We start from the raw sequence: 26,037 nt of genomic DNA, 5'->3' as shown, positions 1-26,037 counted from the left end.
GTCCACGGGCCGAAAGAGTCGCTCCCCGATGTCACTGGCCTACGCAACCCGCCCTTCAGGTTGTCGACCGGGTCAGGGCCGAACCGTCCGAACTCATCAGCCTCTGGGCCGCGTCGGAGGGCGGCCCCTGGCGCGGGAACGTCCGCCGGCTGCGGAACGTGCTGCTGTCCCAGCCTCCCGGCGAGCAGCTTCGGTCGACAGGACCCACCGCAACCCCCGTCCGCGCGCCGACCTCGCCGACCTCGCCGACTTCGCCGCCACAGCAACCACCGACGACGGCCTCGGCACCCGGACCCTGATGGGGCGATCCCCCACCGTCTCTTGTCTTCGCCGCTCAGCCTGTGGTTGAGTGACATACGGAGCAATTGAAACGATTCATTGCGTGGCTGGGACCCGCGCCGAATCGGGTGGAGTCGATGGAGGCAAGCGAGATGAAGCGCAGAGCAGCTCTCGGGCTGATGCTGTCGGTTGCGGCAGCCGCGTCAGGGCTGGAGGCCACGCCCGGTGCGGCAGCCGCGGCCGGACCGGATTCCGCGCAGGGCCGGGTGCCGGGCGGATCGGGGCCGGCGGTGGGCCGGCTGAAAGTCGAGCACCAGGTCCAGCCCCTGGGCGTCGACGTCCTCCGGCCCAGGCTGAGCTGGCAGGTGACCCCGGGTCGTGACGCGGCCGGCCGCGCCGCCGTCGAGCAGACGGCCTACCAGATCGAGGTGTCGACGTCCCCCGGTGGCCGGGGAGTTGTGTGGGACAGCGGTCGGGTGCGCTCCTCCCGGTCGTTCGACGTGGTCTACGGCGGCCGCGCCCTGTCGTCGCGGACGCGCTACTCCTGGCGCGTCCGGGTCTGGGACCGCTCGGGAAGTGCTTCGCCGTGGAGTGGTGAAGAGCCGTTCGAGACGGCCTTCGTCCATCCCGAGGACTTCCGGGGCGCGTGGATCGGAGCGCACGCCAAGGCGCCCGTGCTGCGGCTCAGCGACGCGAACTGGATCTGGTACGCCGAAGGCGATCCGTCCGACTCGGCCCCGGCCGGGACGCGTTACCTGCGCCGGAGCTTCGAGCTGCCGTCCGGGGCGCAGATCTCCTCGGCGGAGGCGCAGTTCACCGCCGATGACAGCTTCACCCTGTACGTCAACGGCGTCGAGGCCGTGAGTTCCCCGCGCGTCGCGGACTCCTGGCGGACGGCGAGCGTCGTCGACATCGCCCCGTACCTGCACGCGGGGACCAACGTACTGGCGGTGGAGGCGACCAACAGCGTCCAGGGGCCGGCGGGCGTGCTCGGCAGTCTCCACTTCGAAGGGACGGCCGCACCCACGGACCTGGTCACCGACACCAGTTGGCGGGCATCGAACTCCGCCGACGACGGCTGGCAGCAGCCCGGGTACGACGACTCGGCATGGCCGCAAGCCCTCGAGGCCGCCCACTACGGCGCGGGCCCCTGGGGTACATCGGTGTCGATTCCGCCCGCGCCTGAGACGCTGCTGCGCGACGACTTCACCGCCCGCAAGCACATCGCCTCGGCGCGGGCCTATGTCGCGGGCCTGGGCTACAACAAGCTCTACCTGAACGGCCGGCGCATCGGGGACCGGGAACTCGAACCCGGCTTCACCGTGTTCGACAAGACGGTCCTGTACTCGACGTACGACGTCACCGACGCGCTGCGCACCGGCGGCAACGCCATCGGCGTCAGCCTGGGCCGCGGCTACTACGCGATGACGGACCCGGACGAATGGGAGGCGTCGCCCTGGTGGAGCGAGCCCAAGCTCAAGCTGGAGCTCGACATCACCTACGCCGACGGGACGCAGCAGCAAATAGTCAGCGGCAGCGGGTGGAAGCAGTCCGACGGACCCACGGCCACCCAGTCGCTGTGGTTCGGCGAGACCTACGACGCCCGCGCGGAGCAGCCCGGCTGGAACGACACCGGTTTCGACGACAGCTCCTGGCACCCCGCGCTGGCGGTCGACGGCCCCGCGGGAACCCTCCGTTCGGAGGACTTTCCGCCCATCAAGGTGACCGAGCGGCTGAAGCTCCAGGGCATCACCACTCCGGTCGACGGCACGCACGTCTACGACTACGGCAGCCCCACGGCCGGTTGGGCGCGTATCGCGGTGCAGGGGCCGGCCGGAGCAAAGGTCACGGTCACGTACGGCGAGAAGCTGCGTGCCGACGGCACCGTCGACAACACCGGCGCCTTCGGGTTCGGTCTGCAGACCTACAATTACACCCTCAAGGGTGAGGGCGTGGAGCAGTACCAGCCGAGCTACAGCTACGCCGGCTTCCGCTACGCCCAGGTCGTCGTCCCCCAGGGGGTCACCCTCGCGTCGGTCGACGGGATGAGGGTCCACACGGCGGTGTCGTCCACCGGCGGCTTCAGCAGTTCGAGCGACCTGCTGAACCGCTACCAGGACGCGCAGGCCAACACCATCCTCAACAATCTGTACTCGGTGCCGACCGACACACCCATGTACGAGAAGCGGCCCTACACCGCCGACGGCTTCCTCTACGCGGACTCGGCGATCGCCAACTTCGACATGCAGAACTTCTACGCGAGCTGGATGCGTTCGCACCGGGACGACCAGAACGCCGACGGATCGATCGGCCCCACCGTGCCCACCACCGAGTCGGGCAAGCAGGTCAAGGACCCGGTCTGGTCGGCCAGTTTCATACTCGGCACCTGGGACCTGTTCTGGTACTACGGCGACACCCAGGCGGTCGCCGACAACTACGACGGCATGAAAGCCTGGATGTCGTACTACGAGCAGGACATCGCCGGCACCGGCGGTGTCTACACCGGCTTCAGTTACGGCGACTGGCTCTCCCCCGAAGGCTCCAACGCGCCGGAAGGCACCCGGCTGTCGGGCACCGCCTACATCTACCTCACCGCGACAAGACTCGCGACGATGGCGACGGCGCTGGGCCACGCCCGCGACGCGCGGCACTTCGACGCCTTCGCCGCCCAGGTCAAGGACACCTTCAACACCACCTTCTACGACCACGACAAGGGCGCCTACTTCGACGACACGGCCGCGGGCTACCGGCAGACATCCAACCTGCTCCCGCTGAGCTTCGGCCTGGTACCCAAGGAGTACCGCCAGACCGTGATCGACCATCTCGTCGCCGACATCCACGCCCGCGGCGACCACCTGGACACCGGAGCGCTGGGCACCAAGGTGCTCCTCCCGGTCCTCACCGACGCCGGGCACGCGGACCTTGCCTACACGGTGGCCACCAATCCGACCTATCCCGGCTGGGGTTACTGGTTCGACGGCCTGGGCGCCACGACCATGTGGGAGGAGTGGGACGCCAACTCGCGCTCGCACGACCATGCCTTCATGGGCACGGTGGACGACTGGCTCTACCAGGATGTCGCCGGCATCAAGGCCGCCGCGCCCGGTTACACGAGGGTGACGATCCAACCGCACGCCGTGGGCGGCTTGACCCACGCCTCCGCCCACATCGAGTCACCGCTCGGCCGGATCGCCTCGTCGTGGACCCAGAAGCGGGATGACTTCACCCTGAGCGTCGACATCCCGGTGGGATCGACCGCCGACGTCCTGCTGCCGGTCGGCAGCCGGCAGCAGGCCCACGCACCGGCAGGCGCGACACGCGGCGAACGCGTAGACGGCTACGCCCACTTCATCGTCGGCGCGGGCACCTACCAATTCCGCGTCACGGGGTAGGTTGGCCGGCCGATCATGTGCGCCGGCCGGATGGCGAGGGGGGTGGCGGTGGCCAGGCGCTCGACCTGCCGCCCGGTAGCCCTCCCAGCGGCCGACGCACCGGGCCGCGCTCCCGCGGCCCGCTACTCCCGTTGCGCAGAGCCGGGCCGGCGGTCGTCCTGGAGTTCGGCAGGCGCCTCGTCGTCCCCAGGATCGATCCCGGCGCGCTCCAACTCCTCGAACCATCGGTCCCGTTGCGAGTCGGGCAGGCGTCGTCCGCACCAGGGGCAGAAGTCGATCGTGATGCTCGACGTGCCGCCGTCATGGATGATCAGCCCGTACTCCTGGAAGTCGGCACTGAAGGCGATCAGGGCGTCCGGGCAGGCGAAGGGGTCATCGTGGTGCTGGTCGCAGCGCACGTTCACCCGGCTGGTCATCTCCTCGCAGCAGTGCTGGGTCATGATCTCGGCTTCTCGTTGATCGGCATCGTGAGCAGAAGTAGATCACGGTCGGTGATGGTCACCGGGTGGCACGTCGATCTGACCGGGCCGGCGTGGCTGCGTTGTTTGACCGCCGCGCCGCCGCACGGGGAGCGGCCCGGGGTGGTGCCGACCGGCCCGGCGGTGGATCGGCGGCCCGGGCACAGCGCGCACAGCGCCGCCACCCGGCGGCCCTTGCTGGCCCGGGGCAGCAACCGCAGGGCCGCGGCGCCGCCAGATCGCGTAGACGGTGACGAACAAGCCGGCGGTCAGGAGCACCAGCGGCCTGGTGCCGAAGCCGGTGAACAGCACAGCGAACAAGGTGACGAAGGACTGCGCCGATACGACCACCAGGCTGCGCCGCGGCACCTCACCGGCGACGCTGCCGCGGTCGAACCGGGCGGGAAACGCGCCGTCACGGCCCAGCGCCGCACCGAGGGTGGCCGCCCCCGCGCAGGAGGCGGTGGGGTCCGGCTCCATCGCGGCCTGGTCGCTGGGGAGTTGAGGGCGAGTGCCTCTGCCGCTGCCGGTGACTCGCCCGCAACTACTCAATCAGTCGCTGAACCGCGGGCATCGGCCGTGCCGACACCCGCGGCCGGGCCCTGGTCTCACTTCCGCCAGAAGAGGTGGTGCGTCACGCCGCTCGGGCTGGGCACGACCTCGAGGTGGAACCGGTCGAGCAGCTCGTCGGGTGACTCCCACAGCCGTAGGCCGGACCCCTGCTCCACCGGCGAGACCGCCACATGCATGGTGTCGACGAGGTCCGCGTCGAGGAACTGCCGGATGGTGGTGACACCGCCGCCGAGTCGGACGTCCTTGCCCTGCGCCGCTTCCCGCGCCTGCTCCAGGACCGTGGCCGGGTCGCCCTCGACGAAGTGGAACGTGGTGTCGGAAGTTGAGAACGACGGCCGCTTGTGGTGCGTCATGACGAACACCGGGGTGTGGAACGGGGGTACCTCGCCCCACCAGCCGAGCCAGTCATGGTCCTGCCATGGCCCGCGCTGGGGTCCGAACTTGTTGCGGCCCATGATCTCGGCGCCGATGTTGCGGGAAAAGTCCCGCGTGAAGTAGTCGTCGAGACCTCGGCTCCCGCCGGGCCCGCTGCGGGCGGGCCAGCTCGCCGTAGCACCGGCCCAGGAGAACAGCTTCGCTGGATCGACATGGCCGAACGGTCTTTCCAGCGTCTGGTCCTCACCGGCACCGATCCCGTCGCTCGAGACGGTGATGTTCTGAACTCTCAGCAGCTGAGCCACGGGTTCCTCCTGTGGTGTCGACACCCTGCGCACCTTACGGTGTGCGGGAGCGCGGCGGACGTTCGCACGGTCCCGCGACGCTCGGCACGCACTGGGCCCGGCCCGCTACGGGGGCTGCCGCACGTCCCGCAGGGGGTGCGCACTGCGCATCACCCGTTGTGGAACAGGAGCACCGCGTTCTGGCCGCCGAACCCGAAGGAGTTGCTCAGCGCCGCCCGCATCGGGGCGGGGCGGGGCGCTTTGCTGACGATGTCGAGATCGATCTCGGGGTCCTGGTGGTCGAGATTCGCGGTCGGCGGGATCTGCTGGTGTTCCAGCGAGAGGACGGTGCAGGCGGCTTCGATGGCGCCGGCGCCGCCCATGCAGTGGCCGATGGTTCCCTTGAGGGAGGTCACGGCGGGCGGCCGGGAGAAGACCTGGCGCAGGGCCTCGTACTCGGCCTTGTCGTTGAGGCGGGTCGCGGTGCCGTGGGCGTTGATGTGTTGGATGTCCGCGGGGGCGAGGCCGGCGTCGCGCAGCGCGGCACGGATCGCCGAGGCCGCGCCGTCGCCGGTGGGGTGGGGCGCCGCGTAGTGGTGGGCGTCGCAGCTCGCGCCGTATCCGCCGAGGTAGGCGCGCGGCCGGGCGCGGCGGGCGCGGGCGTGTTCGATCCGCTCCAGGACGAGCATGCCGGCGCCTTCGCTGAGGACGAAGCCGTCGCGGTCCTTCTCGAAGGGCCGGCAGGCCGCCGCCGGGTCGCTCGACCGCCGGGAGAGGGCGCCCATCCGGAAGAAGCAGGCGGCGGCCATCCTGGCGCGGACGGATTCGCTGCCCCCGGCGACAACCACGTCGCACGTGCCCGCCCGGACGAGGTCCCGCGCGATGCCGAGCGCGGAGGCGCCGGACGCGCAGGCGGTGCTGACGGAGAAGTTCGGTCCGCGGGCGCCGAGGGCGAGCCCCACCTCACCGGCGACCATGTTGGGGACGCTGCGGGTGATCGCCAGAGGTGAGATCTCGCTGACCCGTCCGGCGCCCAGGCGGGCATACTCCATGTCGTAACGGGCCATGCTGGCCGACCCGGCCCCGATCACGACGCCGACCCGGCTCGCCTCCCAGTCGTCCGTCTCCAGGCCGGCGTCCGCGACTGCTTCACGAGCGGCGAGGATCGCCATGGCGGTGAAGGGGTCCAGCCGCCACTTCAGGCCCTTGCCGAGCTGCCCGCTGATGTCGAAGTCGGGCAGGCGGCAGGAGAAGTCCACCGGGAGGCCGGCCAGTACCGGATCGCTCGCCGCGGGTGACCGGCCGGCGAGCATTCCCTGCCAGCTGGCTTCCCGGCCGACGCCGACCGGCGTGAGCAGGCCGACACCGGTCACGGCGACCTCACGCGGGCTCATCGACCCTGTGCCGCCGTGTCGCGCGGTTCAGCGGCCGGGCCGGCCGCGGGGGCCGCGGCGGGGCACCGTCCGCGGCGGCGGCAGCGTCCGCGGTGGCCGCGGTGCCGTCGGTGGCCGAGGCGAGCAGGGCGGCCGCTTCGGCCAGCGTGGACTGCGCGGTGATCCCCTCCACCTCCGTCCCGGTGCGTTCGTGGACCACGAGGGCCAGCTCCACCAGGGCGAGCGAGTCGAGGCCGATGTCTTCGAAGGTGCTCTGCGGGGTGAGCTGTCGGGCGTCCAGCTCGAAGGTCTCGACGAGGGTTGCCGTGATCAGGTCGTAGGTGGCGGTCACGAGAGGGGCTCCTTGGCAGCGTGGTCCGGACGGGAGGCGGGTCTACCAGCGCAGCAGTACGAGTTCGCTGAACAGGCCGGGCCCGAAGGACATCAGCACCCCGGGCGTCCCGCGCGGCGGCTGGTCCGCGATCGAGTCGGCCAGGACGTGCAGGACCGAGGCGGAGGAACAGTTGCCGCACTCGGCCAGGTGCTTGCGGCTGCGGTCGAGGGCGTCGTCGGCGAGACCCACGGCTTTGGTCACTCCGTCGAGCACCTTGGGCCCCCCGGGATGGCAGGGCCAGGCCGTGATCTCGCCCGTGGTCAGACCGTGGTCCCCGAGAAACGCCTGGACGTCGCCCCCGACGTGCTTGGCGAACTCGTCCGGCAGTCCGCGGTGCAGGACGACCTCGAAGCCGTTCTCACCGATGCGCCAGCCGGCCATGTGCGTACTGTCCGGGTAGAAATGGGACCGCGTCGCCTGGATCCGCGGCCCGTCGACACCGCGGGCCACCGCCGCGTCCGCGCCGCACGCCACCACCGACGCCACCGCGTCGCCGCACAGCGCCGCGCCGAGCAGGTTCTCCGAGGTGCGCACACCCCGCTGCACGGTCATCGAGCACAGTTCGGCGGAGACCAGCACGGCGGTGTGTCCGGGCCAGGCCCGCAGATAGTCGTGCAGCCTGGCCAGTGCCGCGCCGCCGCCCCCGCAGCCGAAGCCGAACAGCGGCATGCGCTTGACGTCCCGGCGCAGGCCGAGGCGGTCGATCAGGCCGATGTCGAACGGCGGAACCGAGATGCCCGTCACCGACTGGGTGATGAGCATGTCCACCTCGTGCGGCGCCACCCGGGCGGTGTCCAGCGCCGACCGGACGGCCTGTTCCGTGTAGTCGAGGGCCAGCTGCTGGTGCCGGTTGTTGGAGTCACGGAAGGAGTTGAGTTCGCGGTACTCGGGGATCGGCAGCGCCAGGTGCCGGGTGCGGACGGTGGTTCCCTCGAACAACTGGTACAGCAGCTCGCGCATCGGGCCTTCGACCTCCAGCTCCTCGCTGAAGGCGTCGGCCAGCTCCTTTTGCGTGTAGCGATGCGGCGGCAGCAGTTTGTGGACGGCAAGGATCGTGGACATGGGCGGAGAACTCCTCACGTAGTTCCGGGTGCCGGTCCTCACCGGGAGCCGGGGGTGTCCGGAGCTGCCGTTCGCACCGTCCCGCACGGCGGGAGACGGCCGGGGCGGACGGCCTCAGCGGGCGGGGCGGGCGGCGGTCACCCGTTGGAAGGCCCTGGTGGGGCGCAGCCCGAACATGACCCGCTTGCTGAGGTCGGCGACCGGCCGGGGGGACAGGCCGTCGAGGACGAGGCCCACGTGCGCGTCGGCGCCCACCGCGTAGTGGGCGCGGGGCCGTGGGGCGAGCAGGGCGCGCTGCACCGCGCGGGCCACGGGCTCCGGGCCCGGGAGCTTGGCGACCCAGGGACGAGCCGTGTCGGCCAGGCGGTAGCACGCGGCGTAGGTCGAGCCGCCCGCGGAGTCCATCCGGGCGAAGACGCCGTTCCACAGATCGGTGGCATAGCTGCCGGGCCGCACGACGACGACCTCGACGCCGTCCCGGGCGCTCTCCATCCGCAGTGCGTTGCTCGCCGCCTCCAGCCCGTGTTTGGAGGCGCAGTACCAGCCCATGAGCGGCATCGACACCCGCCCGGCCAGCGAGGAGACGTTCACGATGCGGCCGCCGCCCTGACGCCGCATCATCGGCAGTGCCAGGCGCGCCATCCGCATCGGGCCGAGCAGATTCACTTCCAGTACGTCGCGGGCATCGGCCTCGCTGATGTCCTCGATCGCCCCTCCCATGCCGACCCCGGCGTTGTTCACCACCGCGCCCAGCGTTCCGCCACCGATGTCCAGGGCTTCCTCCAGTGCCTGCTTGCAGGAGGTCTCGTCCGTCACGTCCAGCAGCACGGTACGCAGCGGATACCGTCCGCCGCGCTGCTCGGACTCCTTCCGCAGGGCCGACGCCTTGGCCTCGTCACGCGCCGTGCCCACCACCTGCAGGCCATTGCGGGCCAGCCGCAAGGCCACCGCCCGCCCGATCCCACCGGTCGCCCCGGTCACCACAACCGCTCCGTGCACGCGTACTCCCCATCCCATGGTCAGAAGGCCGGACAGCGGTGAATCCGCCTCGGCCAGTTTGCATCTGATAACACCGCAGACCGGGCAAGGGCACCTGATTCCGCCGGATGATCGCCCGACCGGGCGCAGGAGACGCCCCGATGCCGGAAGGTCCGCCCACCGTCCGCCGTGTCGCGATCCCACCTGCCGATGGATTCCCTAGGATCACCCGCAGTGATCACCGCCGAGGCGGGCGTACCCCGCGCGGCGCTCACGGTGCCGCCGTCCCCGCCCTTGCCACGCTGTCCATCCCTCCCGCTCTGGAGTGCCTGTGCCACGTCGGCAGACGGTCGATGTCAGCGTGCCGACAGCGGCCGGCCCGGATGCCGTGTACGCGCTGGTGACCGAGGGTGCCACCTGGCCGGTGTGGGCCGGGGTGCGCGCCTTCACGTTGGAGCGGCCGGGCGACGTGGAGCGCGAGGGTGTCGGTGCGATCCGGGTGTTCCGCGTGGGCCCGGTCGCCAGTCGCGTGCAGGTCACCGAGTGCGTGCCCGCGAGCCGCTACAGCTACCGTCTGCTGTCCGGGCTGCCCGTGCGCGACTACCGCGGCACGGGAACCTTCCGGCCGGGCCGCGTCCGCTGGCAACTGTCCTTCACGGCCGCCGTTCCCGGCACGGGATGGTGGCTGCGCCGGTACATGCGACGATTCGTCACACGCTTCGCACAGGGCCTCGCATCGTACGCCGAGCAGTACGCCGAGCACGCCGAGCACACAGCGGAGCACGGGGAACCGCCCGCCCCCGCACCGATCCAGCCGGGGCCTTGACCGGGGTGACCGACCAGGATCGGGGGTGACGCCGGGACATCCGTAGCTCCACCGCCGCCGCGCTCGTGCGAGCCGACCCCGAGTACGTCCGGCGTACCTGCTTGGCGCGGAGCGACGGTCCGGGACCTCTTCTCATCCGGACGAGCCGGAGGGGTCCCGGTCACCGGTGAAGCGCGTGAGATGGTCCTCGCCGCACGGGCAGGAGGACGGCGCCGGATCGCCCGATCCGCCGCTGGGCCGCAGCAACCGCATCCCGAAAGGGCATCGCTGGCGCGGGCTCACTCTCCGAGCGGGCTCCTGCGTGAGCCGGAAGCGGCCCAGTACTCCGGTGGTCCCGAAGTGATCCCGCGCCCGAACCAGCGCCACTGCCGCCGGCCGGACCCGCCGCTCAGGCGGCGATGAACGGCACCATCGAGGACCAGCGGTACTTCCTGGAGACCGGCCGCTGGACGGCCCAGACCGAGGACGACCGCGTCGCCGTCTTCCGTATCCTTGCCGATCCGACCATCAGCCCGGCACTCCGGACGGCCGCGGAACAGGCCCTCGACGACGGCACACCCGAGGCGCTGCGGTACTTCGTGGAGTACGGCCAGTACGAGGTGACCTCCTAGCCTCGCGCTGTCCGGCGCGGGCCCGCCCCTGGGTGAAGTGGTCCGCCGGCCGGCTGAACCGGTGGGCGAAGCGCTCGTGCGGCCGGGAAGATCCGGGCCGCTGATCCCAGGACAGGTGAACCGTTCGACCCGAACGCTATGGTGTCGACCAGGGGTGTCTCATGAGAAAAGGCAACAGCCGGTGGGCCGTGGTCAGCCAGTTCGCCGCGGCCGCTGGCGCGGCGGCCGCCCTGTGGTTCCTGGCCACCTGGGCCACCCCCGACCTGCTGCGGTGGATGCTCAGCGCGTAGGAGTGCTTCGGCGTCGCCCACACATGATGCACCCGCGGGAGCGGGCCTGACGGGATCCGATCGATCCTGCCAGGCCCGCCCGCGGCGTGCGGTCCACGCGCGGGCTGTGCGCGCGTCCGCCCGTTCGCCGCCGTCCGCTCCGGCTCGCCGCAGATCTCAGCCGGAGATACTGATGTCGTCGACGTAGCCGCGGTACCCGCCGTTGCCGCCGGGCTGGTCGTAACCGAGGTCGATGCGGACCGGGGTCCGGCCGGCGGCGACGGTGCCGATCTTGGCGGTGACCAGGTTCCATTGGTTCAGCGCGAGGTGGCCGCACTGACCGTCCGGGTGCAATCGGTTGCCGTTCTGGTCGACCGCGCCGAGGTTGCGCAGTGCGCTGCCGTCACTGAAGATCATGTCCAGCGCCACGCAGGTGCTGTTGTTCGAGTTCTGTGGATAGATCCAGTACGACAGTGTGGTGTTGGCGTCGATCGTGGGTGGATGGGCCGAGGTGTCGAAGACCTTGGTGTAGGCGTAGTCGGCGGCCGCGCCGTTCGCCGCGCCGGAGTACAGCAGGGCGGTGCTTCCGGTGTGCGCCGTCTCCTGTCTCAACCCGGTTTCCGGTCCGGTCAGTCCGTACCCGGGATAGCCGCCGACGTTGCTGATCCCGCCGCTTTGGCCGCCGCTGTTGTCGACCTGGTCGACAGCGTCGGGGAGCCGTTGGCCGTTCTCGAAGCCGGTGGAGGCCAACGGTGCCTGGCTGCTGGCGCGCAGCGGCGATGTCGCCAGGGCGATGACATGGTCGGCGGCGCCGTAGTACATGTACCACTGGCCGTTGTGGAACAGGATCGAGTTCATGAACACGGTGTTCGCGGTCTGCCCGGTGAGCTCATAAGGTGCGGACGGGCTCAGTGCCGCGTTGGTGAGCTGGCCGAGTTGCTGGGTCGGGTCGCTGCTGGAGAACTCGACCTCGCTGATCCCGTAGTACCACTTGCCCTGGGCCATCAGCGTGCCGGCCACGAACATCACGATGTTCTGGTTGACCGGGCCGTTCTGGACCGTCTGGTAGTTGGTGACCGTTATGCAGATCTCCCACGGATTGTAGCTCGCCGGGAAGTTCATGTTGAACGGCGTGTTGTCGGTCCAGTGCACCATGTCGGTGGAGTAGGCCACGAAGCGGCCCTTGGCGGGATCGCTGTCGCCGTAATACATGACGTACCTGGGGCCGTACTTGGTGTTCATCAGCACGGGGGTGTCATTGGAGTCCGTGACGACCGACGGATCGTAGTTGGTGTTCACCACCGGGACCGCCGTGGTCCAGTGGACCATGTCGGTGGAGGTCGTCTCCATGATGGTCTGCGGCGGGCTCTTGGACCAGTCGTAGCCGGCCACGAAGCTGTAGTACGTGCCGTTCAGTTCGTACAGCCGCGGGTCCATCACCCCGCCGCTCTCGTACGGTTGCACGGTGTTGGGAATGACGGGGTTGCTCGCGGACCGGGTGAAGGCGGTCCCGTTGGTGCTGGAGGCGTAGCCGACCTGGGACACCCCTGAGCTGTTCTGGGCGCGGTAGAGCATCTGGAAGGCCCCGTTGCGGTAGACCACGCCGGGGTTGAGCACGTCAGCGGATTCCCAGCCGCTGCCCTCCGGGCTCATCACCGGGTTCTGCGTCGCGCGGGAGAACGGGCCGATCGCCCAGTCCGGCAGGTTGGAGGCGGTGTAGTCGGCGTGCGCGGCCCCGCCGGAGGTCAACAGGGAGGCCGCCAGCAGACCGGCGATCGCCAAGGCCCGCACCAGCAGGCGGCGCACCGACCGGCGCATCCGGATCGTTCTCGGCGGTGTCGCACGTCCGGTGAGGTACGAGATCAGCGGACGGAGCGGATGGAAGCTGCTTCTCCTGGTGCTGTCACGCGCTCGGCGCATGAAAGGCTCCTCGGGTTCGGACTCGGACCATGAGTCGGATGAGGGCTTGCGACGTGGAAGGGCGGCGAGGGTAGGCCGCCGAGGCGCTCCCGACCCAGGTGCGGGCAAGGGGGCGCGGCGCGGGGATCATGTCGGGTGCCGGCGGGCGCCGGGCTCCGGTAGGAATCTGACATCGTTATCAGAATCCCAAGCAGAAGGTTCCACCGTCGTTGCGTACTGTCAAGACGAAAGACCCTACCTTTGTGCAAGGATCTTGGGATGCCGTCGAAGCACCAACTGCCCTGCCACGTAACGGACTTCGCGCATTGGCGTAAGACGACGGCGCTGATCAGTGCGAATGGCTGCATTGTCCGGGTGCGCGACGTCAATGCCGTGTGGTCGGCGTCCGCATGGTCATCCGACCTTTATTGCTGGGCCCCGGGCCGCGTCGTGGGGCCGACGTCCTCCTGCCGGTGCCAGACCAGCGTGTAGCGCCAGAACAGTCGTCGGCGCAGCCGTGCACCGGGAAGCGCCTGGCGGGCGTCGCGAACGATGTCGTCAAAGGTCGTCGTCGCCGGTCGGGTCGAAGCGGTCATTGAGGATGGTCGCGGCGCCTTGCGGCCCCTGTTCCTGATCCAGGCCATCGCGACGTTCGCCGGGACCGGGGCAGCAGGGTCGGTGAGTTCCCGGGCGCGATCGACGATCGCGGGATCGACGTCGATCCCGCGCACTGCTCCGGCCCGTGCGGCCAGGAGTCTGGCGAGGTCACCGCTGCCTGATCCGATGTCCAGAGCCGTGGTGAAACGCCTGGGGAGCTGGCGCAGCAACCACCGGTGGTAGTGGGCGTTGTGGTCCCAGGGGCGGGTGGCATGGAACTGCTCGAGGGCGCGCCCGATGCGGCGCGGCAAGGTCGTCATGGCACGAGTCCATCAGCTACTCGGTCCCCGGTGAGCCGCAGGCGGCGGTCCGGACTGATGGCCGTCACAACGGCGATTCGGTTTTCTCCTTCTGTGGCGCGGGGTGGTGCTCCTGGTACTCGCGCGCGGTGGGTTTCGGGACGCGGCCGTGCGGGCCGTACATGGCGCGGGACAGCCGGACCCGCAGCCGCCTGAGCAGCGGCGGCAGCCGGGAGCCGGCCCACGACGGCGACAGCGGGGGGTCGGTCAGCGGTGCGGGCTGGTCGTGCGCAGTCAGGGTGTGCAGCTTGTCGTGCGGGAGCAGTGCGTGCACCTCGATGACCCCGCCGTTCGGCAGCCGCTTGAGCACGCCGGTCTCCCGCCCGTGCAGGACGCGGTCGCGGTCGCGGCGCTGCAGGCCGAGGGCGATCCGCTTGGCGGCGACGAAGGCCGCGGGCGGCAGCACGAAGAATCCGATCCGGACCACCCAGGTCACCACATTGACCGAGACCCGGAAGCGGGTGGCGATGATGTCGTTGCCGGCGCCGGCGAACAGCAGGATGTAAAGACTGATCCACGCCACCCCGAAGCCGGTCCGCACCGGCCGGTTGCGTGGCCGGTCGAGAAGATGGTGGTCGCCGTCGTCCCCGGTCACCCAGGCCTCGAAGAGCGGATAGGCGCCGATCACGGCGAGAACCAGGCCGAAGACCACCAGCGGGATCAGCACGCCGAGAACCAGGGTGTGCCCCCACAGCCGGATCTCCCAGCCGGGCATGATGCGTTCCAGACCGTCGGCGAACGCCATGTACCAGTCGGGCTGGGATCCGGCCGACACCTGGTCGGGCCGGTAAGGTCCGTACGCCCACACGGGGTTGATCTGGCCGAGCGTGGCGACCAGCGCGACCGTGCCGGAGACGAGGAGGAAATATCCCCCCGCTTTGGCGGCCCGCACCCAGAGCAGCGGAAAGCCGACGACGTTCTTGTTGGTGCGTCCGGGCCCGGGATACTGGGCGTGCTTGTGGAAGAAGAGCAGCGCCAGATGAGCCGCGAGCATGACCGACATGGCGCCGGGGAACAGCAGGACGTGGATCGCGTTGAAGCGCGGCACATAGGAAGTGCCCGGGAACTCGCTGCCGAACAGGAACGACGAGAGGTAGGTGCCGACGATCGGCACCGACAGGATTCCGCCCTGCACGACCCGGGTCCCGGTCCCCGACAACAGGTCGTCCGGCAGGTCGTAACCCGTCAGTCCCTCGAACATGGCCAGTGGGAGCAGGGTGAAGCCGACCAGCCAGTTGATCTCGCGGGGCCTGCGGAACGCGCCCGAGAAGAAGCTCCGCATCATGTGGGTGAGAATGCCGGCCACCAGGATCAGCGCCGCCCAGTGGTGCATCTGCCGCATCAACAGGCCGCCCCGCACATCGAGGCTGATGTGCAGCGCCGACTGGTACGCCTCGGACATCCGGACGCCCTGCAACGGGCCGTAGCTTCCGTGGTAGACAACCGTGGTCATCGACGGAGTGAAGAAGAGCGTCAGATACAGGCCGGTCAGCACGAGCAGGACGAAGCTGTACAGGCAGATCTCACCCAGTATGAAAGACCAGTGGTCCGGAAAGATCTTGCGCATGTTGGTCTTCGCCCAGCGGTACATTCCGGTTCGCGCGTCGAACCAGTCGGCGACCTTGAGTCCCCTGGCCGGAGCCGGAACTGGAGCCGGAGACCTGACCGGGACGGGCGCGGACGCTGCGTCGGGCACTTCCTGCTCCCGTTGAAGCCGTGATGGACGGATCGCACCACGGTGGAGGTGGTGTCGCGGGCGCAGGCCCGGAATCCTTCCGTCATTTTGGGTCCGCCCGGGGACACGTCGCGTGCAGCCACGCCGAGATCGCCGGGTTCCCGCCGCTCGCAACCGACGATCCCGGCTGCCGAAGCGGTGTCCACAGCCTGATCACAGCAACCGTCGGCGCTCTTCCGGTTTCACTGGCCGTATGTATTATACGATATGCGTTATAGGAACACCGCCGTTCTGAGGGAGACTTGATGCGCTGGGCGCTGAACTGCTCGATCCTGTTCCAGGAAATCCCGATCCTCGAACGGCCGGCCGCCGCAGCGGCCGCCGGGTTCCAGCACATCGAGTTCTGGTGGCCGTTCCCGGTCTCGGTCCCGGCCGACGGCGATGTCGACGCCTTCGTCTCCGCTGTCGGATCCGCAGGCGTCGACCTGATCGGTCTCAACTTCGCCGCGGGCGACATGCCGGGTGGTGATCGCGGGCTGGTGTCCTGGGTCGGGCGCGAGGCGGAGTTCCGCGACAGCGTGGCCGTCGCCTCCGGCATCGCCGCCCGACTCGGCACCCGGGCGTTCAACGCGCTGTACGGCAACCGGATCGACGCGGTGGACGCCGCCGCCCAGGACGAACTCGCGGTGGAGAACCTGGCCTACGCGGCCCGGCAGGTCGAGCCGCTGGGTGGGACCGTCCTGGTCGAGCCGGTCAGCGGTGCGCCGCGCTATCCCTTGCGTACCACGGCCGACGTGCTCGCCGTCATCGACCGGGTGCCGGCGGACAACGTCCGGCTGCTGGCCGATCTTTACCACCTCGCGACCAACGGCGACGACGTGGCCGCGGTGATCGTCCGCGACATCGACCGCATCGGGCACGTCCAGATCGCCGACTCCCCGGGGCGGCACGAGCCCGGCACCGGCGGGCTGGACATCACCGGTCACCTGGCCGCGCTGGCCGCCGGTGGTTACGACGGCTATGCCGCACTGGAGTTCAGCCCGGCCACGACCACGGCAGCCGCCCTGGCGGCGCTGGACCTGACCGCACTGGACCCGACCGCACTGGATCCGCCCGCGCTGCGTCCGACCGCGCCGGACCCCTCCGCGCCGATGCCGGAAACCGCAGCCCAGAGCACGACGACAAGGAGCTGACCCGATGGCCAGGATCGCTTTCATCGGCATGGGCATCATGGGCGGCCCGATGGCCCGGCACCTGGCTGACGCCGGGCACGAGGTCGTCGGCGTGGCCAATGCCCAGGCCGTCCAGAAGCTGGTCGAGCGCGGCGGGCGGGGTGCCGCGAACGTCCGGGAGGCGGTCACCGGCGCCGACGTCGTGATCACGATGGTGCCGGACAGCCCGGACGTCGAGTCGGTGGCCCTGGGCTCCGAGGGCATTTATGCCAACGTCGCCCCCGGGACGCTGCACATCGACTGCTCGACGATCCGCCCGGACACAGCCCGGGCCCTGGCCGTGGCCGGCGCGGCCAGCGGTGTGCAGGTCGTCGACGCCCCGGTCAGCGGGGGCGAGTCCGGGGCGATCGAGGGCACGCTCTCGATCATGGTGGGCGGTGAGCCGGACGCGGTGGCGCGGGCCACGCCCTATCTGGAGATCGTCGGCAAGACGATCGTGCACGTGGGGCCGGCGGGGTCCGGACAGACCGTAAAGGCGGCCAACCAGTTGATCGTCGCCGGCACGATCGAGCTGGTCGCCGAGGCCCTGGTCCTCGTGGAGGCGTACGGGGTCGACCCCCGGGCCGCCTTCACGGTCCTCGCGGGCGGGCTGGCCGGAAACGCGATCCTGGACCGCAAGGGTGCGGCAATGATCGATCGCCACTTCGCGCCGGGCTTCCGTGTCGATCTGCACCACAAGGACATGGGCATCGTGCTGGCGGCCGCGCGCGAAGCCGCGGTGGCCATTCCGCTGGGCGAGCGGGTGGCGCAGTTGATGGCCTCGCTGCGCGCTCAGGGCCATGGCGGTCTCGACCATTCAGCGCTGCTGCTGCAGGTCGAGGAGGCATCCGGCACGAGGTGACTGTTCTGGCCACGGCACCGGCTCGGCTCGTCCCGGGGGCCCGAACTGCCCGCCGCCCCGGGCCCGGTGCTCGGTCAGGATCCGTTCGGGTGCGCGATCTTCCGGGTGCGCTCGGTGTGCTCCCGCATGATCGCGGCAGCTTCGTCGGCCGCCCCGGCCTCGATGGCGCGGATGAGGTCGGCGTGCTCCTCCCAGGCGTCGTCGCCGCGCACCACGGCGAGCGGCGTGTAGTGCCAGCGCACCCGCCGGTCGACCGTGCGGCCGAGTTCGGCCAGCACGGCGTTGCCGCCAACGGCCATGATGCAGGCGTGCAGTTCGGCGTTGGCCGCGACCATCCGGCTGCGCTCGTGGGATGCGACCGCGTCTTTGCCGGCCTGCCAGAGCAGCCAGAGTTTGGCGACATCGGCATCGGTGCGTGCCAGCGCCGCCAGCCGCGCCGATTCGGCTTCGAGGATCACCCGCACACCCAGCAGCTGGTCGGTCTCCTCCTCGGTCGGCTGGTGCACGAAGGCACCCTGACCGGGCCGTAGGTTCACCCAGCCCTCGGACTGCAGTTGCTGCAGAGCCTCGCGCACCGGCTGCCGGCTGACGCCGAGGTTTGCGGCGAGGTCGGCCTCGTTGAGGTGTTCGCCGGGCGAAAGGTCCTGATTGATGATCATTTCGGCGATCGCGTCGAAGACCAGTTGCCGCAGTGGACCGGGCCGCTCGATCGGTCGGCGCGCGGGCCTCGTGGGCGTGGTCGCGTTGCTGGTGCCGTGGTCACGCTCGGACATCAAGTTCCCTGTTTGCCGGCCGCTGTTCATCGTGCAGCGGGTGATTCGCGCCTGCGTGCACAGCGGGCTGATCGCTGTGATTCAACCAGAAGTCGTGGTCGCAGTAACCTTGTGCAGTCAAATTATACGTTATACGTTCTGCGGGTCAACGATATTCAGCCACCCGGGAGGCACAGATGACCGTCGTCGGACAGGGTCGCTACGCCTACCGCGTCGTCCCCGGCTGGGGTGACCTGCCCGCCGACTGGGGCGTGGGCGACGTCGCCGGGGTGGCGGTCGACGGTGACGAGATCTTCGTGTTCTCCCGCAGCACGCACCCGATGGCCGTGCTGAACGCCGACGGCGGACTGCTACGCACCTGGGGCGAGGGCGAGTTCACCCACCCGCACTCGGTGACGGTCGCGCCCGACCGCACCCTGTGGTGCACGGACGACGGTTCGCACCGGGTCAGCCACTACACCCGTGACGGACAACTGCTGGGCCACGTGGGCCCGGTCGACGGCCCCAGCCCGTTCCACAGCGGCCGGCCGTTCCATCGGTGCACGCACACGGCGGTCGGCCCGGACGGGGCCGTCTACGTCACGGACGGCTACGGAAACGCCCGGGTGCACAAGTACGCGCCCGATGGCGAGTTGGTCCTCTCCTGGGGCACGGCCGGCATGGGACCGGGGGAGTTCAACCTGCCGCACAACATCGTCTGCGACCCGGACGGCTGGGTCTACGTCGCCGATCGGGAGAACCACCGCATCCAAGTCTTCGACGGCGACGGCCGCTTCGAGACGATGTGGGGGAACCTGCACCGTCCGTCGTCGCTGTACCGCACGCCCGGTCCGGATCCGGTGTTCCTGGTCGGCGAACTCGGCCCGGTCATGCGGTTCAGCCGTGGCGCGCCCAACCTGGGCCCCCGGCTCAGCGTTCTGAGCGACACGGGCGAGCTACTGGCCCGGATCGGCACGGACACGGCCGGAGTCGGCCCCGGCCAGTTCCTGTCGCCGCACGCGATGGCCTGCGACTCCCGTGGCGATCTCTATGTCGCCGAGGTCGGCGAGACGGCGTGGCCGCAGCTGTTTCCGGGCGAGCCCCTGCCCCAACCGCTGCGTTGCCTGCAGAAACTCGAACGGATCGGTGCCTGAACGGCGCCGGACCCATGGACGAGAGACGGACTGACATGCAGACAGGACATCCCGAGGCAGCACCCAACTACTACGACCAGGCCGGAAATCTCCGGACCGGCACCCGCATCTCCCGCACCCTGCTCACCGGGAAGGAGGACGCGCCGGACAACTTCCGGCTCGGCTACTCCTACGGCGGCGACGACGCGCAGTGGACGACCCCCCGCCACCACCACAACTTCGAGCAAGTGCGTTTCGTGCTGGACGGCGAGTACTCCGTGGCCAGCCGCCGCACCCTCCCGGCCGGCTGGGTGGGCTATTTCCCGGAGAGCGCCTACTACGGCCCGCAGGACATCAATCCCACCCTGACCATGCTGATCCTGCAGTTCGGCGGCCCCAGCGGGCAGGGCTACGCGAGCATCGCCCAGCGGAAGAAGGGTCTGGAGGACCTCAAGGCCCGCGCCGACGGCGAGCTCAAGAACGGCATCTTCTCCTGGGTCGACGAGAACGGCACCCATCACAACCAGGATGCGTTCGAGGCCGTCTGGGAGCAGATGAACGGACGCACGATCGAGTACCCGCCGTCCCGCTACGCCGACATCATCCTGATGAATCCGGACAACTTCGGCTGGCGCGACGACCCGGCCGCGCCCGGCGTCGCCTGGAAGTCGCTCGGGGTCTTCAGCGAGCGGCTGACGAAGATCGCGTTCGCCCGGCTGGAGCCCGGCGCCACCCTGGCGTTCGGCCAGGAGCCGTCGAACGAGATCGCCTTCGTCGTGCGGGGCGAACTCGACCTCAACGGGGACAAGCACCCGGCGCTGACCGCTTTCGGGTCGTCGAAGGAGGACGAACCGGTGGGCCTCACCGCCACCGAGGCAACCACCGTGTTCTACGTCAAGCTCCCCACTTTCTGATCCACCGCTATCGGAGGCATCACGTTGAGCGCACGTCGAAGAGGTTTCACTGCTGCTGCCGTGTCGGTGGCCGCGCTGTTCGCGGCGACCGCCTGCGGTTCGTCCACCGGCAAGAGCACCGCCGCGGCCGCTCCGCTCGCCGACTCGGTGTCGGCCGCCTGCACACAGGGCGCGGCTGAGGGCACGGTCAACTACTGGGTTTCCTACGACCCGGACACCTTCAAGAAGGAGATCGCGCCGTTCGAAGCGAAGTATCCGAAGATCAAGATCGTCCAGGGCGTCTACCACGGCACCGACATCACGCCCAAGCTCAGTGCCGAGGCCCAGGCCGGCCATGCGCTGAGCGCCGACCTCGTCGAAGCGGACCTGCCCTCCCTCGCTCCGCTGGTCTCGGCGAATCTGGTCCAGAACGTCGACTGGACGAAGTTCGGACTGCCGGCCTCCCAACTGGCCGGCGGCGGGGCGGTTCAGGGCGTGCGCACCTACCGGCTGCCGATCGGTCTGGCGTACAACACCGACAAGGTCAAGGCTTCGGACCTGCCCTCGACCTGGGACGAGTTGGCCAACTCCCGGTGGAAGGGCCAGGTCATCTACGACCCCCGCGGTGACTACCTGCAGGGACTCGGCGTGGCCTGGGGCTACGACAAGGCCGACAGCTGGCTGAAGAAGTTCCTGGCCGAGGACAAGCCCGTCGCGCTCCAGGGCAGTACCGCGAGCCTCCAGCAGGTCGCGTCCGGGCAGGCGGAGCTGTCCACCAGCGCGACGGTCGACAACGTGACGCAACTGCACGCCTCCGGGGCGCCGATCGCGATCAAGTACCTCGACGTGGTGCCGACGCTCGACTACTACGCCTACATCACCAAGAACTCGCCGCACGCCAACGCGGCCGCCTGCTTCATGTCCTGGTGGGCCGGACCGCAGGGCACCGCCCAGCGGGTGGCGATCGAGAGCAAGCCCAACAGCACCCGGCCCACCGGCATCGCCGCCTCGGCCTCGGTCGCTGCCCTGACGACCGCGGCGGACGGTGACGCCGCCGCGAAGTTCTCCACGGATATCGCCGACCAGAGCAAGTGAACGGATGCCCATGAACAGCGTCGTTCAGGTAGTTGATCTCAACCATCGTTACCCCGGCGGTCCCCAGTCCGGTGCGGGCTTCGCCGTGCACGACGTCTCCTTCGAGGTCGGGGAGGGCGAGTTCTTCGCGCTCCTGGGACCCAGCGGCTGCGGTAAGACGACGACGCTGCGCTGCATAGCGGGCCTGGAGCGGCCCTCGTCAGGCACCATCCGCCTCAACGGCGACCCGGTCGTGGAGGGCAAGCGCTCGGTGCCCACGCACCGCCGCGACATCGGGATGGTCTTCCAGGACTACGCGGTATGGCCGCACATGACCGTGTATCAGAATGTGGCCTTCCCGCTCACCATCGGCCGGACCCCGCGCAAGAACGTCCGCCCGATGGTCGAGGAGGCGTTGGCGATGGTCGGCCTGGACCACCTGGCCGACCGGGCGGGGACGCAGCTGTCCGGCGGGCAGCAGCAACGGCTGTCACTGGCCCGCGCGTTGGTGCGCAAGCCCGCGGTGCTCCTGCTGGACGAACCCCTGTCCAACCTCGACGCCGCCCTGCGGGAACGGATGCGCGGCGAGCTGCGCCAGATCCAGCAGGAAGTCCGGATCACCACCGTGCTGGTCACCCACGACCAGGTCGAGGCGCTGTCCATGGCGACCCGGATCGCACTGATGAAGGACGGCGAAGTCGTCCAGATCGCCACCCCGCGCGAGCTGTACGAGCGCCCCGCCAACAAGTTCGCCGCCGAGTTCGTCGGGTCGGGCACCTTCTACGACGCGACGGTGCTCGAACTTCGCGGCGACACCGGACTGCTGGTGGAGACCTCTCTCGGCCCGGTCAGCGCCGTCTCGCACCACCGACATGCCGTGGGCGGCGCGGTGTCGATGGCCATCCGGCCCGAGGACGTAGCGGTCCATGACAGACCACCGGACTCGACCGACAACGTCTTCCCCGCCAAGGTCCGCAACGTGCTCTACCTCGGTGGGGCGATGGACCTGCACCTGGAGGCCGGCGGCGTGCTGCTGCGGGCGCAGGTACCGGTCGGCGGGCGCAGCTACGCCGCCGACGACAGCGTCTACGTCGCGCTGGATCCGCGCCGCTGTGTCGTGGTCGCATGACCGATCTGCTGGACGCCGCGCCGCCTCCGTCGCGCGTCGCGGCATCACCGCCGCCGCTGCCGGCCCGCCGACGGCCCACCGCCCGCGTGCTGCTGGCCGTCGTGGTCAGCCTCGTCGTCGTGTACCTGGTCTTCGGGCCGCTGGTCATCCTGCTGGCCAGCTCCTTCCAGGACACCTCGCTCGCGCTGCCCCTGTCCTCGGGCAGTACCTGGACGCTGAGCAATGTCACGAGTGTGCTGGGCGCGAGCCAGACCTGGCACCTGCTGCTCACCACCGTGGAATACGCGCTGGGCTCGCTGCTCATTGCCAGCTTCTTCAGCATCGCCTTCGCCTGGCTGGTCGAACGGACCAACATCCCGATGCGGCGGACGCTGTACGTGCTCGTCGTCGCGAGTTCCGGCATTCCCGGCCTGATCTTCGCGATCTCCTGGAGTCTGCTGCTCAACCCGAACAACGGGGCGGTCAATCAGGTTCTGCACGCGGTGTTCGGCTTCCGGTTCGATGTGCTCTCGCTGCCCGGAATGATCTTCGTGCAGGGGGTGCAGCTGGTCCCGCTGATGTTCCTGCTCATCGGGGCCGCGTTCCGGGGCATGAACGGATCGCTGGAGGACGCCGCGGCGGCCAGTGGCGCGCCGATGCGGACCACGCTGTTCCGCATCACCTTGCCGATGCTCGCCCCGGCGCTGCTCGGCGCGATGATCTACAACTTCGTGAACATCATCGAGTGGGTGGACATCCCGCTGGTGCTCGGACTGCCGGGCCACGTCTCGGTGTTGAGCACCCAGGTGTTCCTGACCGTTCAGCCGCCCAGCGGACTGCCCGACTACGGCTTGGCCAGCTCGTACGGCCTGCTGCTCGTCGTGCTCTCGCTCGTGCCGCTGATCCTCTACCAACGGCTGATCCGCCGCTCCAGCAGGTTCGCCACGGTGACCGGCAAGGGCTACCGCCCGCGGCCCATCCAGCTCGGCCGGATGCGCTATCCCACCTTGGGCATCGCGCTGCTCTACATCGTGATCGTGTTGGTGCTGCCGCTGCTGATGCTCTTCTGGTCGAGCATCCAGCCGTACTACTCCGGCCTGAACAGCAAGGCCTTCCACCGCAGCAACTGGACCGCCTACAGCAACCTGTTCGGCTCCTCGACCCTGACGTCGACGGTGGTGAACACGATTGTCCTCGGGCTGTGCGCCGCGGCCGGCACGATGGTGCTGTCGTTGCTGTCGAGCTGGCTGGTGGTGCGAGCGCGCAACCGGGCGGCCGGCTGGCTGGACTTCCTGATGTTCTTCCCGCACATGATTCCCAGCATTGTCATCGGGCTGGCCGTGCTGCTGGTGTACCTGATCCTCCCGGTGGGCGTATACGGCACGATCTGGATCATGGTGATCGCGATGATCACCAAGTACATGTCGCTGGGCACCCGGATCACCAATCCCGGCATGGCCCAGGTGCATGTCAGCCTGGAGGAGGCGGCGGCGGTCTCCGGCGGCGCGGTGCGGCACATCTGGATGCGGGTACTGATTCCGCTGCTGCGGTCGGTGGCCTCCAACGGCTTCCTGATCGTCTTCCTGGTCAGTATCCAGAACCTCACCTTGCCGCTGCTGCTCTCCTCACCGGGGAACGACGTGATGGCGACCCTCATCTGGAACCGGTACCAGCTCGGCTTCGTGCAGAGTGCCAGTGCCCTCAGCGTGATGATGACGGTCCTCACGATGGTCATCGCCGCCGCGCTGCGCGGATCGGGCACGAACGCCGGCTCTCGTTCCGCCGCGTGAGACCGGCGTATCCCGATGGAAGTGGAGGCGATCATGCCCGCACCCGGCGAAGCGGTCACGGTGACCGAACTCGTCTACCGCACGGTCCCCGGTGCGGACCTGCCGGCGACGCTGTACACCCCACGGGCGGACGGCCCGTTCCCGGCCGCGGTGTACGTGCACGGCGGCACCTGGGTCGGCGGTTCGCGATTCAGCAATGAGGCGACCGTGCGCGAACTCGCGGCGAACGGGGTGACGGTACTGGCGATCGACTTCAGGATGCCGCCGACCGCTCGGTACCCGGCTCCGGTCAGCGACGTGGGGTCCGCGATCAGCTGGCTGAAGCGGCATGCCGACCAGGCGAAGACGGCCCCCGGGCTCGTCGGCGGCCTCGGCTTCTCCAGCGGCGGCCACCAGTTGATGCTCGCCGCGATGCGCCCGCGCGATCCGCGCTACCGCGACCCGGACCCGGCGGACTTCGACGCGAGTCTGGCGTTCGCCGCCCTGTGCTACGCCGTGCTGGATCCGCTGGAGCGCTACCGCATGGCCCGGCGGGAGGCGAAGTCGGCCTTGCTGGCCGGGCACGCGGCCTACTGGCCGAGCGAGGGCGACATGGACGAAGGCAGCCCGCAGCGGATCCTGGAGCGCGGCGAGTCGGCCGTTCTGCCGCCGATCCTGGCCATTCAGGGCCGCGACGACCAGAACCTCACTCCCGATATGGCGGACAGGTTCGTCGCGGCGTACCGCCGGCGCGGCGGGAGCGCCGAACTCGCGGTCTACGACAGCGCCCCGCATGGGTTCTTGCGCAAGCACCCGGATTCGGCGGCGGCCGGCGACGCCGGCCGCCGGATGACCCGGTTCCTTCAGGGCTTCGGTGATGCTCAGTGACGGTCCGCGGACGAACCGGTGCGTCGGCTGCGATCGCGACCCTCGGCAGCGTCGGCCGGGCGACCGATCAGGTTCGGCTGCGGATCGGACTGATCGTCTCGCTGACGGTGGTCACCGGCATGACCGACGTCATCGCGTTCACCCGACTCGGTGGGGTCTTCACCAGCGTCATGACCGGCAACATGGTCCTGATGGGATTGTCCGTCGGGCGCAGCGACCTGTCCGGGCTGCAGCACGCGGCCGTCGCGGTGATCGCCTACGTCGTCGGTGTGATGGCCGGAGGAAGGCTGTCGGGGGTGGCCCGCGACGACGATCCGATCTGGCCCCTTCAGGTCACGGCGGCGTTGCTCGCCGAGTTCATGCTGCTTCTCGGCTTAAACATCACCTGGTGGTGTCAGGACGCGCATGTCGGATCCGTCGAACGCACCGTGCTGCTGGTGGTGGCCACGCTCGCCATGGGTACCCAGAGCAGCGCGGTCATGCGGCTCAACCTCTCCGGGCTGTCCTCGACATTCCTCACAGGTACCCTCACGTCGGTGGCCCGTGCGGTGGCGCACCGCAACTTCGCGGGCACCGGCCGTCCGGCCCTGGTGCTGCTCGCGCTGCCGGTCGGTGCCGCGCTCGGCGGTGTGCTCTCCAAGGAGGTGCCGGTCCTGGCGGCGGTGCCGCCGCTGGTGATACTCGCCGTGATCCTGATCGTGGCCAGAGCCCGGCTGCACCGGACGGCTCCGTCGGCGCCTTCGCAGACCGGGCGTGCGTCTCCGGCGGCGGCTGCGGACACTTCGACGTGATCACCCGTCACCACGGGGCGGCCCGTAATCCCCCACAGACGTTCGGCACCGACCGACTCCCCGGGAAAACTCCGTTCATCATGCAGTCATGCTTCCGCCGCAGTGGCGCAAACTCGCCCGACTAGCGTTTGCAGCCGACTCTGCACACGTGA

23 protein-coding genes and 1 pseudogene are annotated in these 26,037 nt (G+C 69.6%); 13 read left to right on the top strand and 11 right to left on the bottom strand.

Going from position 1 to position 26,037, the window contains the following annotated elements; all coding sequences use genetic code 11:
* Positions 1-431: 431 nt before the first annotated feature.
* Positions 432-3,671 (top strand): family 78 glycoside hydrolase catalytic domain, encoded by a 3,240-nt coding sequence (locus tag GA0115240_RS16680; protein ID WP_202451434.1) that lies wholly within the window; start codon positions 432-434, stop codon positions 3,669-3,671.
* Positions 3,672-3,793: 122 nt separating this feature from the next.
* Here GA0115240_RS16680 and GA0115240_RS16675 read toward each other — a convergent pair whose 3' ends face one another.
* The 7 genes from GA0115240_RS16675 to GA0115240_RS16645 all read right to left on the bottom strand — a co-directional run bounded on the left by GA0115240_RS16675 (position 3,794) and on the right by GA0115240_RS16645 (position 9,189).
* Positions 3,794-4,111, bottom strand: a complete 318-nt coding sequence (locus GA0115240_RS16675; protein WP_093737454.1) for a DUF6980 family protein — start codon at positions 4,109-4,111, stop codon at positions 3,794-3,796.
* Positions 4,112-4,153: 42 nt separating this feature from the next.
* Complete coding sequence (locus tag GA0115240_RS37630) at positions 4,154-4,609, bottom strand: APC family permease (RefSeq protein ID WP_202451433.1); 456 nt, start codon at positions 4,607-4,609, stop codon at positions 4,154-4,156.
* Between the two features lie 128 nt (positions 4,610-4,737).
* Positions 4,738-5,382 carry a dihydrofolate reductase family protein gene (locus GA0115240_RS16665; protein ID WP_093737453.1) on the bottom strand — a complete coding sequence of 215 codons (645 nt, stop codon included), beginning with the start codon at positions 5,380-5,382 and terminating at the stop codon, positions 4,738-4,740.
* 149 nt (positions 5,383-5,531) lie between these two features.
* Positions 5,532-6,755: a beta-ketoacyl-[acyl-carrier-protein] synthase family protein gene (locus GA0115240_RS16660; RefSeq protein WP_093737452.1), complete on the bottom strand. Its 1,224-nt coding sequence runs from the start codon at positions 6,753-6,755 to the stop codon at positions 5,532-5,534.
* Positions 6,742-7,086 (bottom strand): acyl carrier protein, encoded by a 345-nt coding sequence (locus GA0115240_RS16655; RefSeq protein WP_093737451.1) that lies wholly within the window; start codon positions 7,084-7,086, stop codon positions 6,742-6,744. The genes GA0115240_RS16660 and GA0115240_RS16655 overlap by 14 nt, the downstream gene beginning before the upstream one ends.
* A 42-nt stretch (positions 7,087-7,128) precedes the next feature.
* Positions 7,129-8,190 (bottom strand): type III polyketide synthase, encoded by a 1,062-nt coding sequence (locus GA0115240_RS16650; RefSeq protein ID WP_093737450.1) that lies wholly within the window; start codon positions 8,188-8,190, stop codon positions 7,129-7,131.
* Between the two features lie 114 nt (positions 8,191-8,304).
* Positions 8,305-9,189, bottom strand: a complete 885-nt coding sequence (locus GA0115240_RS16645) for an SDR family oxidoreductase (protein WP_256069842.1) — start codon at positions 9,187-9,189, stop codon at positions 8,305-8,307.
* A 310-nt stretch (positions 9,190-9,499) separates the two neighbouring features.
* Here GA0115240_RS16645 and GA0115240_RS16640 point away from each other — a divergent pair, with 310 nt between their 5' ends.
* The 3 genes and pseudogenes from GA0115240_RS16640 (at position 9,500) to GA0115240_RS38245 (ending at position 10,895) form a co-directional block, all read left to right on the top strand.
* The gene (locus tag GA0115240_RS16640; RefSeq protein WP_161302266.1) at positions 9,500-9,994 is read left to right on the top strand and encodes an SRPBCC family protein; all 495 of its coding nucleotides are present in this window, start codon (positions 9,500-9,502) and stop codon (positions 9,992-9,994) included.
* Between the two features lie 413 nt (positions 9,995-10,407).
* Positions 10,408-10,605: pseudogene (locus GA0115240_RS16635) on the top strand (ALF repeat-containing protein); the annotation flags it as partial.
* A 161-nt stretch (positions 10,606-10,766) separates the two neighbouring features.
* Complete coding sequence (locus GA0115240_RS38245) at positions 10,767-10,895, top strand: hypothetical protein (RefSeq protein WP_256069841.1); 129 nt, start codon at positions 10,767-10,769, stop codon at positions 10,893-10,895.
* A 156-nt stretch (positions 10,896-11,051) separates the two neighbouring features.
* On the opposite strand, the gene GA0115240_RS16630 is transcribed toward GA0115240_RS38245, so the two are convergent.
* The 3 genes from GA0115240_RS16630 to GA0115240_RS16620 all read right to left on the bottom strand — a co-directional run bounded on the left by GA0115240_RS16630 (position 11,052) and on the right by GA0115240_RS16620 (position 15,425).
* Positions 11,052-12,794 (bottom strand): glycoside hydrolase family 130 protein, encoded by a 1,743-nt coding sequence (locus GA0115240_RS16630; protein WP_093737446.1) that lies wholly within the window; start codon positions 12,792-12,794, stop codon positions 11,052-11,054.
* Positions 12,795-13,198: 404 nt separating this feature from the next.
* Positions 13,199-13,690: a methyltransferase domain-containing protein gene (locus GA0115240_RS16625; protein WP_093737445.1), complete on the bottom strand. Its 492-nt coding sequence runs from the start codon at positions 13,688-13,690 to the stop codon at positions 13,199-13,201.
* A gap of 64 nt (positions 13,691-13,754) precedes the next feature.
* Positions 13,755-15,425 carry a cytochrome bc1 complex cytochrome b subunit gene (locus GA0115240_RS16620; protein ID WP_256069840.1) on the bottom strand — a complete coding sequence of 557 codons (1,671 nt, stop codon included), beginning with the start codon at positions 15,423-15,425 and terminating at the stop codon, positions 13,755-13,757.
* A gap of 284 nt (positions 15,426-15,709) precedes the next feature.
* Here GA0115240_RS16620 and GA0115240_RS16615 point away from each other — a divergent pair, with 284 nt between their 5' ends.
* Both GA0115240_RS16615 and GA0115240_RS16610 read left to right on the top strand, forming a co-directional pair.
* Positions 15,710-16,597, top strand: coding sequence for a hydroxypyruvate isomerase family protein (locus GA0115240_RS16615; protein ID WP_093737443.1), 888 nt, complete (start codon positions 15,710-15,712; stop codon positions 16,595-16,597).
* Positions 16,598-16,601: 4 nt separating this feature from the next.
* Positions 16,602-17,477, top strand: coding sequence for an NAD(P)-dependent oxidoreductase (locus GA0115240_RS16610; RefSeq protein ID WP_093737442.1), 876 nt, complete (start codon positions 16,602-16,604; stop codon positions 17,475-17,477).
* A 74-nt stretch (positions 17,478-17,551) separates the two neighbouring features.
* On the opposite strand, the gene GA0115240_RS16605 is transcribed toward GA0115240_RS16610, so the two are convergent.
* Entirely contained in the window at positions 17,552-18,250 is a 699-nt protein-coding gene (locus tag GA0115240_RS16605) for a GntR family transcriptional regulator (protein ID WP_093737441.1), read from the bottom strand.
* 176 nt (positions 18,251-18,426) lie between these two features.
* On the opposite strand from GA0115240_RS16605, the gene GA0115240_RS16600 reads away from it, so the two are divergent.
* From GA0115240_RS16600 to GA0115240_RS16570, 7 genes are read left to right on the top strand one after another with little or no spacing between them, the layout of a single operon-like run.
* Positions 18,427-19,383, top strand: a complete 957-nt coding sequence (locus tag GA0115240_RS16600; RefSeq protein WP_093737440.1) for a peptidyl-alpha-hydroxyglycine alpha-amidating lyase family protein — start codon at positions 18,427-18,429, stop codon at positions 19,381-19,383.
* Between the two features lie 35 nt (positions 19,384-19,418).
* Complete coding sequence (locus tag GA0115240_RS16595; protein ID WP_093737439.1) at positions 19,419-20,276, top strand: hypothetical protein; 858 nt, start codon at positions 19,419-19,421, stop codon at positions 20,274-20,276.
* 24 nt (positions 20,277-20,300) lie between these two features.
* Positions 20,301-21,350 (top strand): ABC transporter substrate-binding protein, encoded by a 1,050-nt coding sequence (locus GA0115240_RS16590; protein ID WP_161302264.1) that lies wholly within the window; start codon positions 20,301-20,303, stop codon positions 21,348-21,350.
* Between the two features lie 10 nt (positions 21,351-21,360).
* A complete protein-coding gene (locus tag GA0115240_RS16585; RefSeq protein WP_093737437.1) occupies positions 21,361-22,458 on the top strand; it encodes an ABC transporter ATP-binding protein in 1,098 nt (365 codons plus the stop codon).
* Positions 22,455-24,227 (top strand): ABC transporter permease, encoded by a 1,773-nt coding sequence (locus GA0115240_RS16580; protein WP_093737436.1) that lies wholly within the window; start codon positions 22,455-22,457, stop codon positions 24,225-24,227. The genes GA0115240_RS16585 and GA0115240_RS16580 overlap by 4 nt, the downstream gene beginning before the upstream one ends.
* 33 nt (positions 24,228-24,260) lie before the next feature.
* The gene (locus GA0115240_RS16575) at positions 24,261-25,094 is read left to right on the top strand and encodes an alpha/beta hydrolase (RefSeq protein ID WP_161302262.1); all 834 of its coding nucleotides are present in this window, start codon (positions 24,261-24,263) and stop codon (positions 25,092-25,094) included.
* Positions 25,091-25,885, top strand: a complete 795-nt coding sequence (locus GA0115240_RS16570) for a YoaK family protein (RefSeq protein WP_093737434.1) — start codon at positions 25,091-25,093, stop codon at positions 25,883-25,885. Before GA0115240_RS16575 ends, GA0115240_RS16570 begins: the two co-directional genes overlap by 4 nt.
* Positions 25,886-26,037: the final 152 nt, after the last annotated feature.

It is taken from the genome of Streptomyces sp. DvalAA-14 (assembly GCF_900091855.1).
Classification (GTDB): Bacteria; Actinomycetota; Actinomycetes; order Streptomycetales; family Streptomycetaceae; genus Actinacidiphila.
The sequence above is the reverse complement of the archived record's forward strand: the minus strand, read 5'-3'. Positions and strand labels throughout refer to the sequence as shown.

Excerpts from the sequence above, each read along its gene's own strand:
- GA0115240_RS16680 (WP_202451434.1), top strand. The coding sequence starts at position 432 with ATGAAGCGCAGAGCAGCTCTCGGGCTGATGCTGTCGGTTGCGGCAGCC.
- GA0115240_RS16675 (WP_093737454.1), bottom strand. The coding sequence starts at position 4,111 with ATGACCCAGCACTGCTGCGAGGAGATGACCAGCCGGGTGAACGTGCGC.
- GA0115240_RS37630 (WP_202451433.1), bottom strand. The coding sequence starts at position 4,609 with ATGGAGCCGGACCCCACCGCCTCCTGCGCGGGGGCGGCCACCCTCGGT.
- GA0115240_RS16660 (WP_093737452.1), bottom strand. The coding sequence starts at position 6,755 with ATGAGCCCGCGTGAGGTCGCCGTGACCGGTGTCGGCCTGCTCACGCCG.
- GA0115240_RS16650 (WP_093737450.1), bottom strand. The coding sequence starts at position 8,190 with ATGTCCACGATCCTTGCCGTCCACAAACTGCTGCCGCCGCATCGCTAC.
- GA0115240_RS38245 (WP_256069841.1), top strand. The coding sequence starts at position 10,767 with ATGAGAAAAGGCAACAGCCGGTGGGCCGTGGTCAGCCAGTTCGCCGCG.
- GA0115240_RS16630 (WP_093737446.1), bottom strand. The coding sequence starts at position 12,794 with ATGCGCCGAGCGCGTGACAGCACCAGGAGAAGCAGCTTCCATCCGCTC.
- GA0115240_RS16625 (WP_093737445.1), bottom strand. The coding sequence starts at position 13,690 with ATGACGACCTTGCCGCGCCGCATCGGGCGCGCCCTCGAGCAGTTCCAT.
- GA0115240_RS16615 (WP_093737443.1), top strand. The coding sequence starts at position 15,710 with ATGCGCTGGGCGCTGAACTGCTCGATCCTGTTCCAGGAAATCCCGATC.
- GA0115240_RS16610 (WP_093737442.1), top strand. The coding sequence starts at position 16,602 with ATGGCCAGGATCGCTTTCATCGGCATGGGCATCATGGGCGGCCCGATG.
- GA0115240_RS16605 (WP_093737441.1), bottom strand. The coding sequence starts at position 18,250 with ATGTCCGAGCGTGACCACGGCACCAGCAACGCGACCACGCCCACGAGG.
- GA0115240_RS16600 (WP_093737440.1), top strand. The coding sequence starts at position 18,427 with ATGACCGTCGTCGGACAGGGTCGCTACGCCTACCGCGTCGTCCCCGGC.
- GA0115240_RS16595 (WP_093737439.1), top strand. The coding sequence starts at position 19,419 with ATGCAGACAGGACATCCCGAGGCAGCACCCAACTACTACGACCAGGCC.
- GA0115240_RS16585 (WP_093737437.1), top strand. The coding sequence starts at position 21,361 with ATGAACAGCGTCGTTCAGGTAGTTGATCTCAACCATCGTTACCCCGGC.
- GA0115240_RS16580 (WP_093737436.1), top strand. The coding sequence starts at position 22,455 with ATGACCGATCTGCTGGACGCCGCGCCGCCTCCGTCGCGCGTCGCGGCA.
- GA0115240_RS16575 (WP_161302262.1), top strand. The coding sequence starts at position 24,261 with ATGCCCGCACCCGGCGAAGCGGTCACGGTGACCGAACTCGTCTACCGC.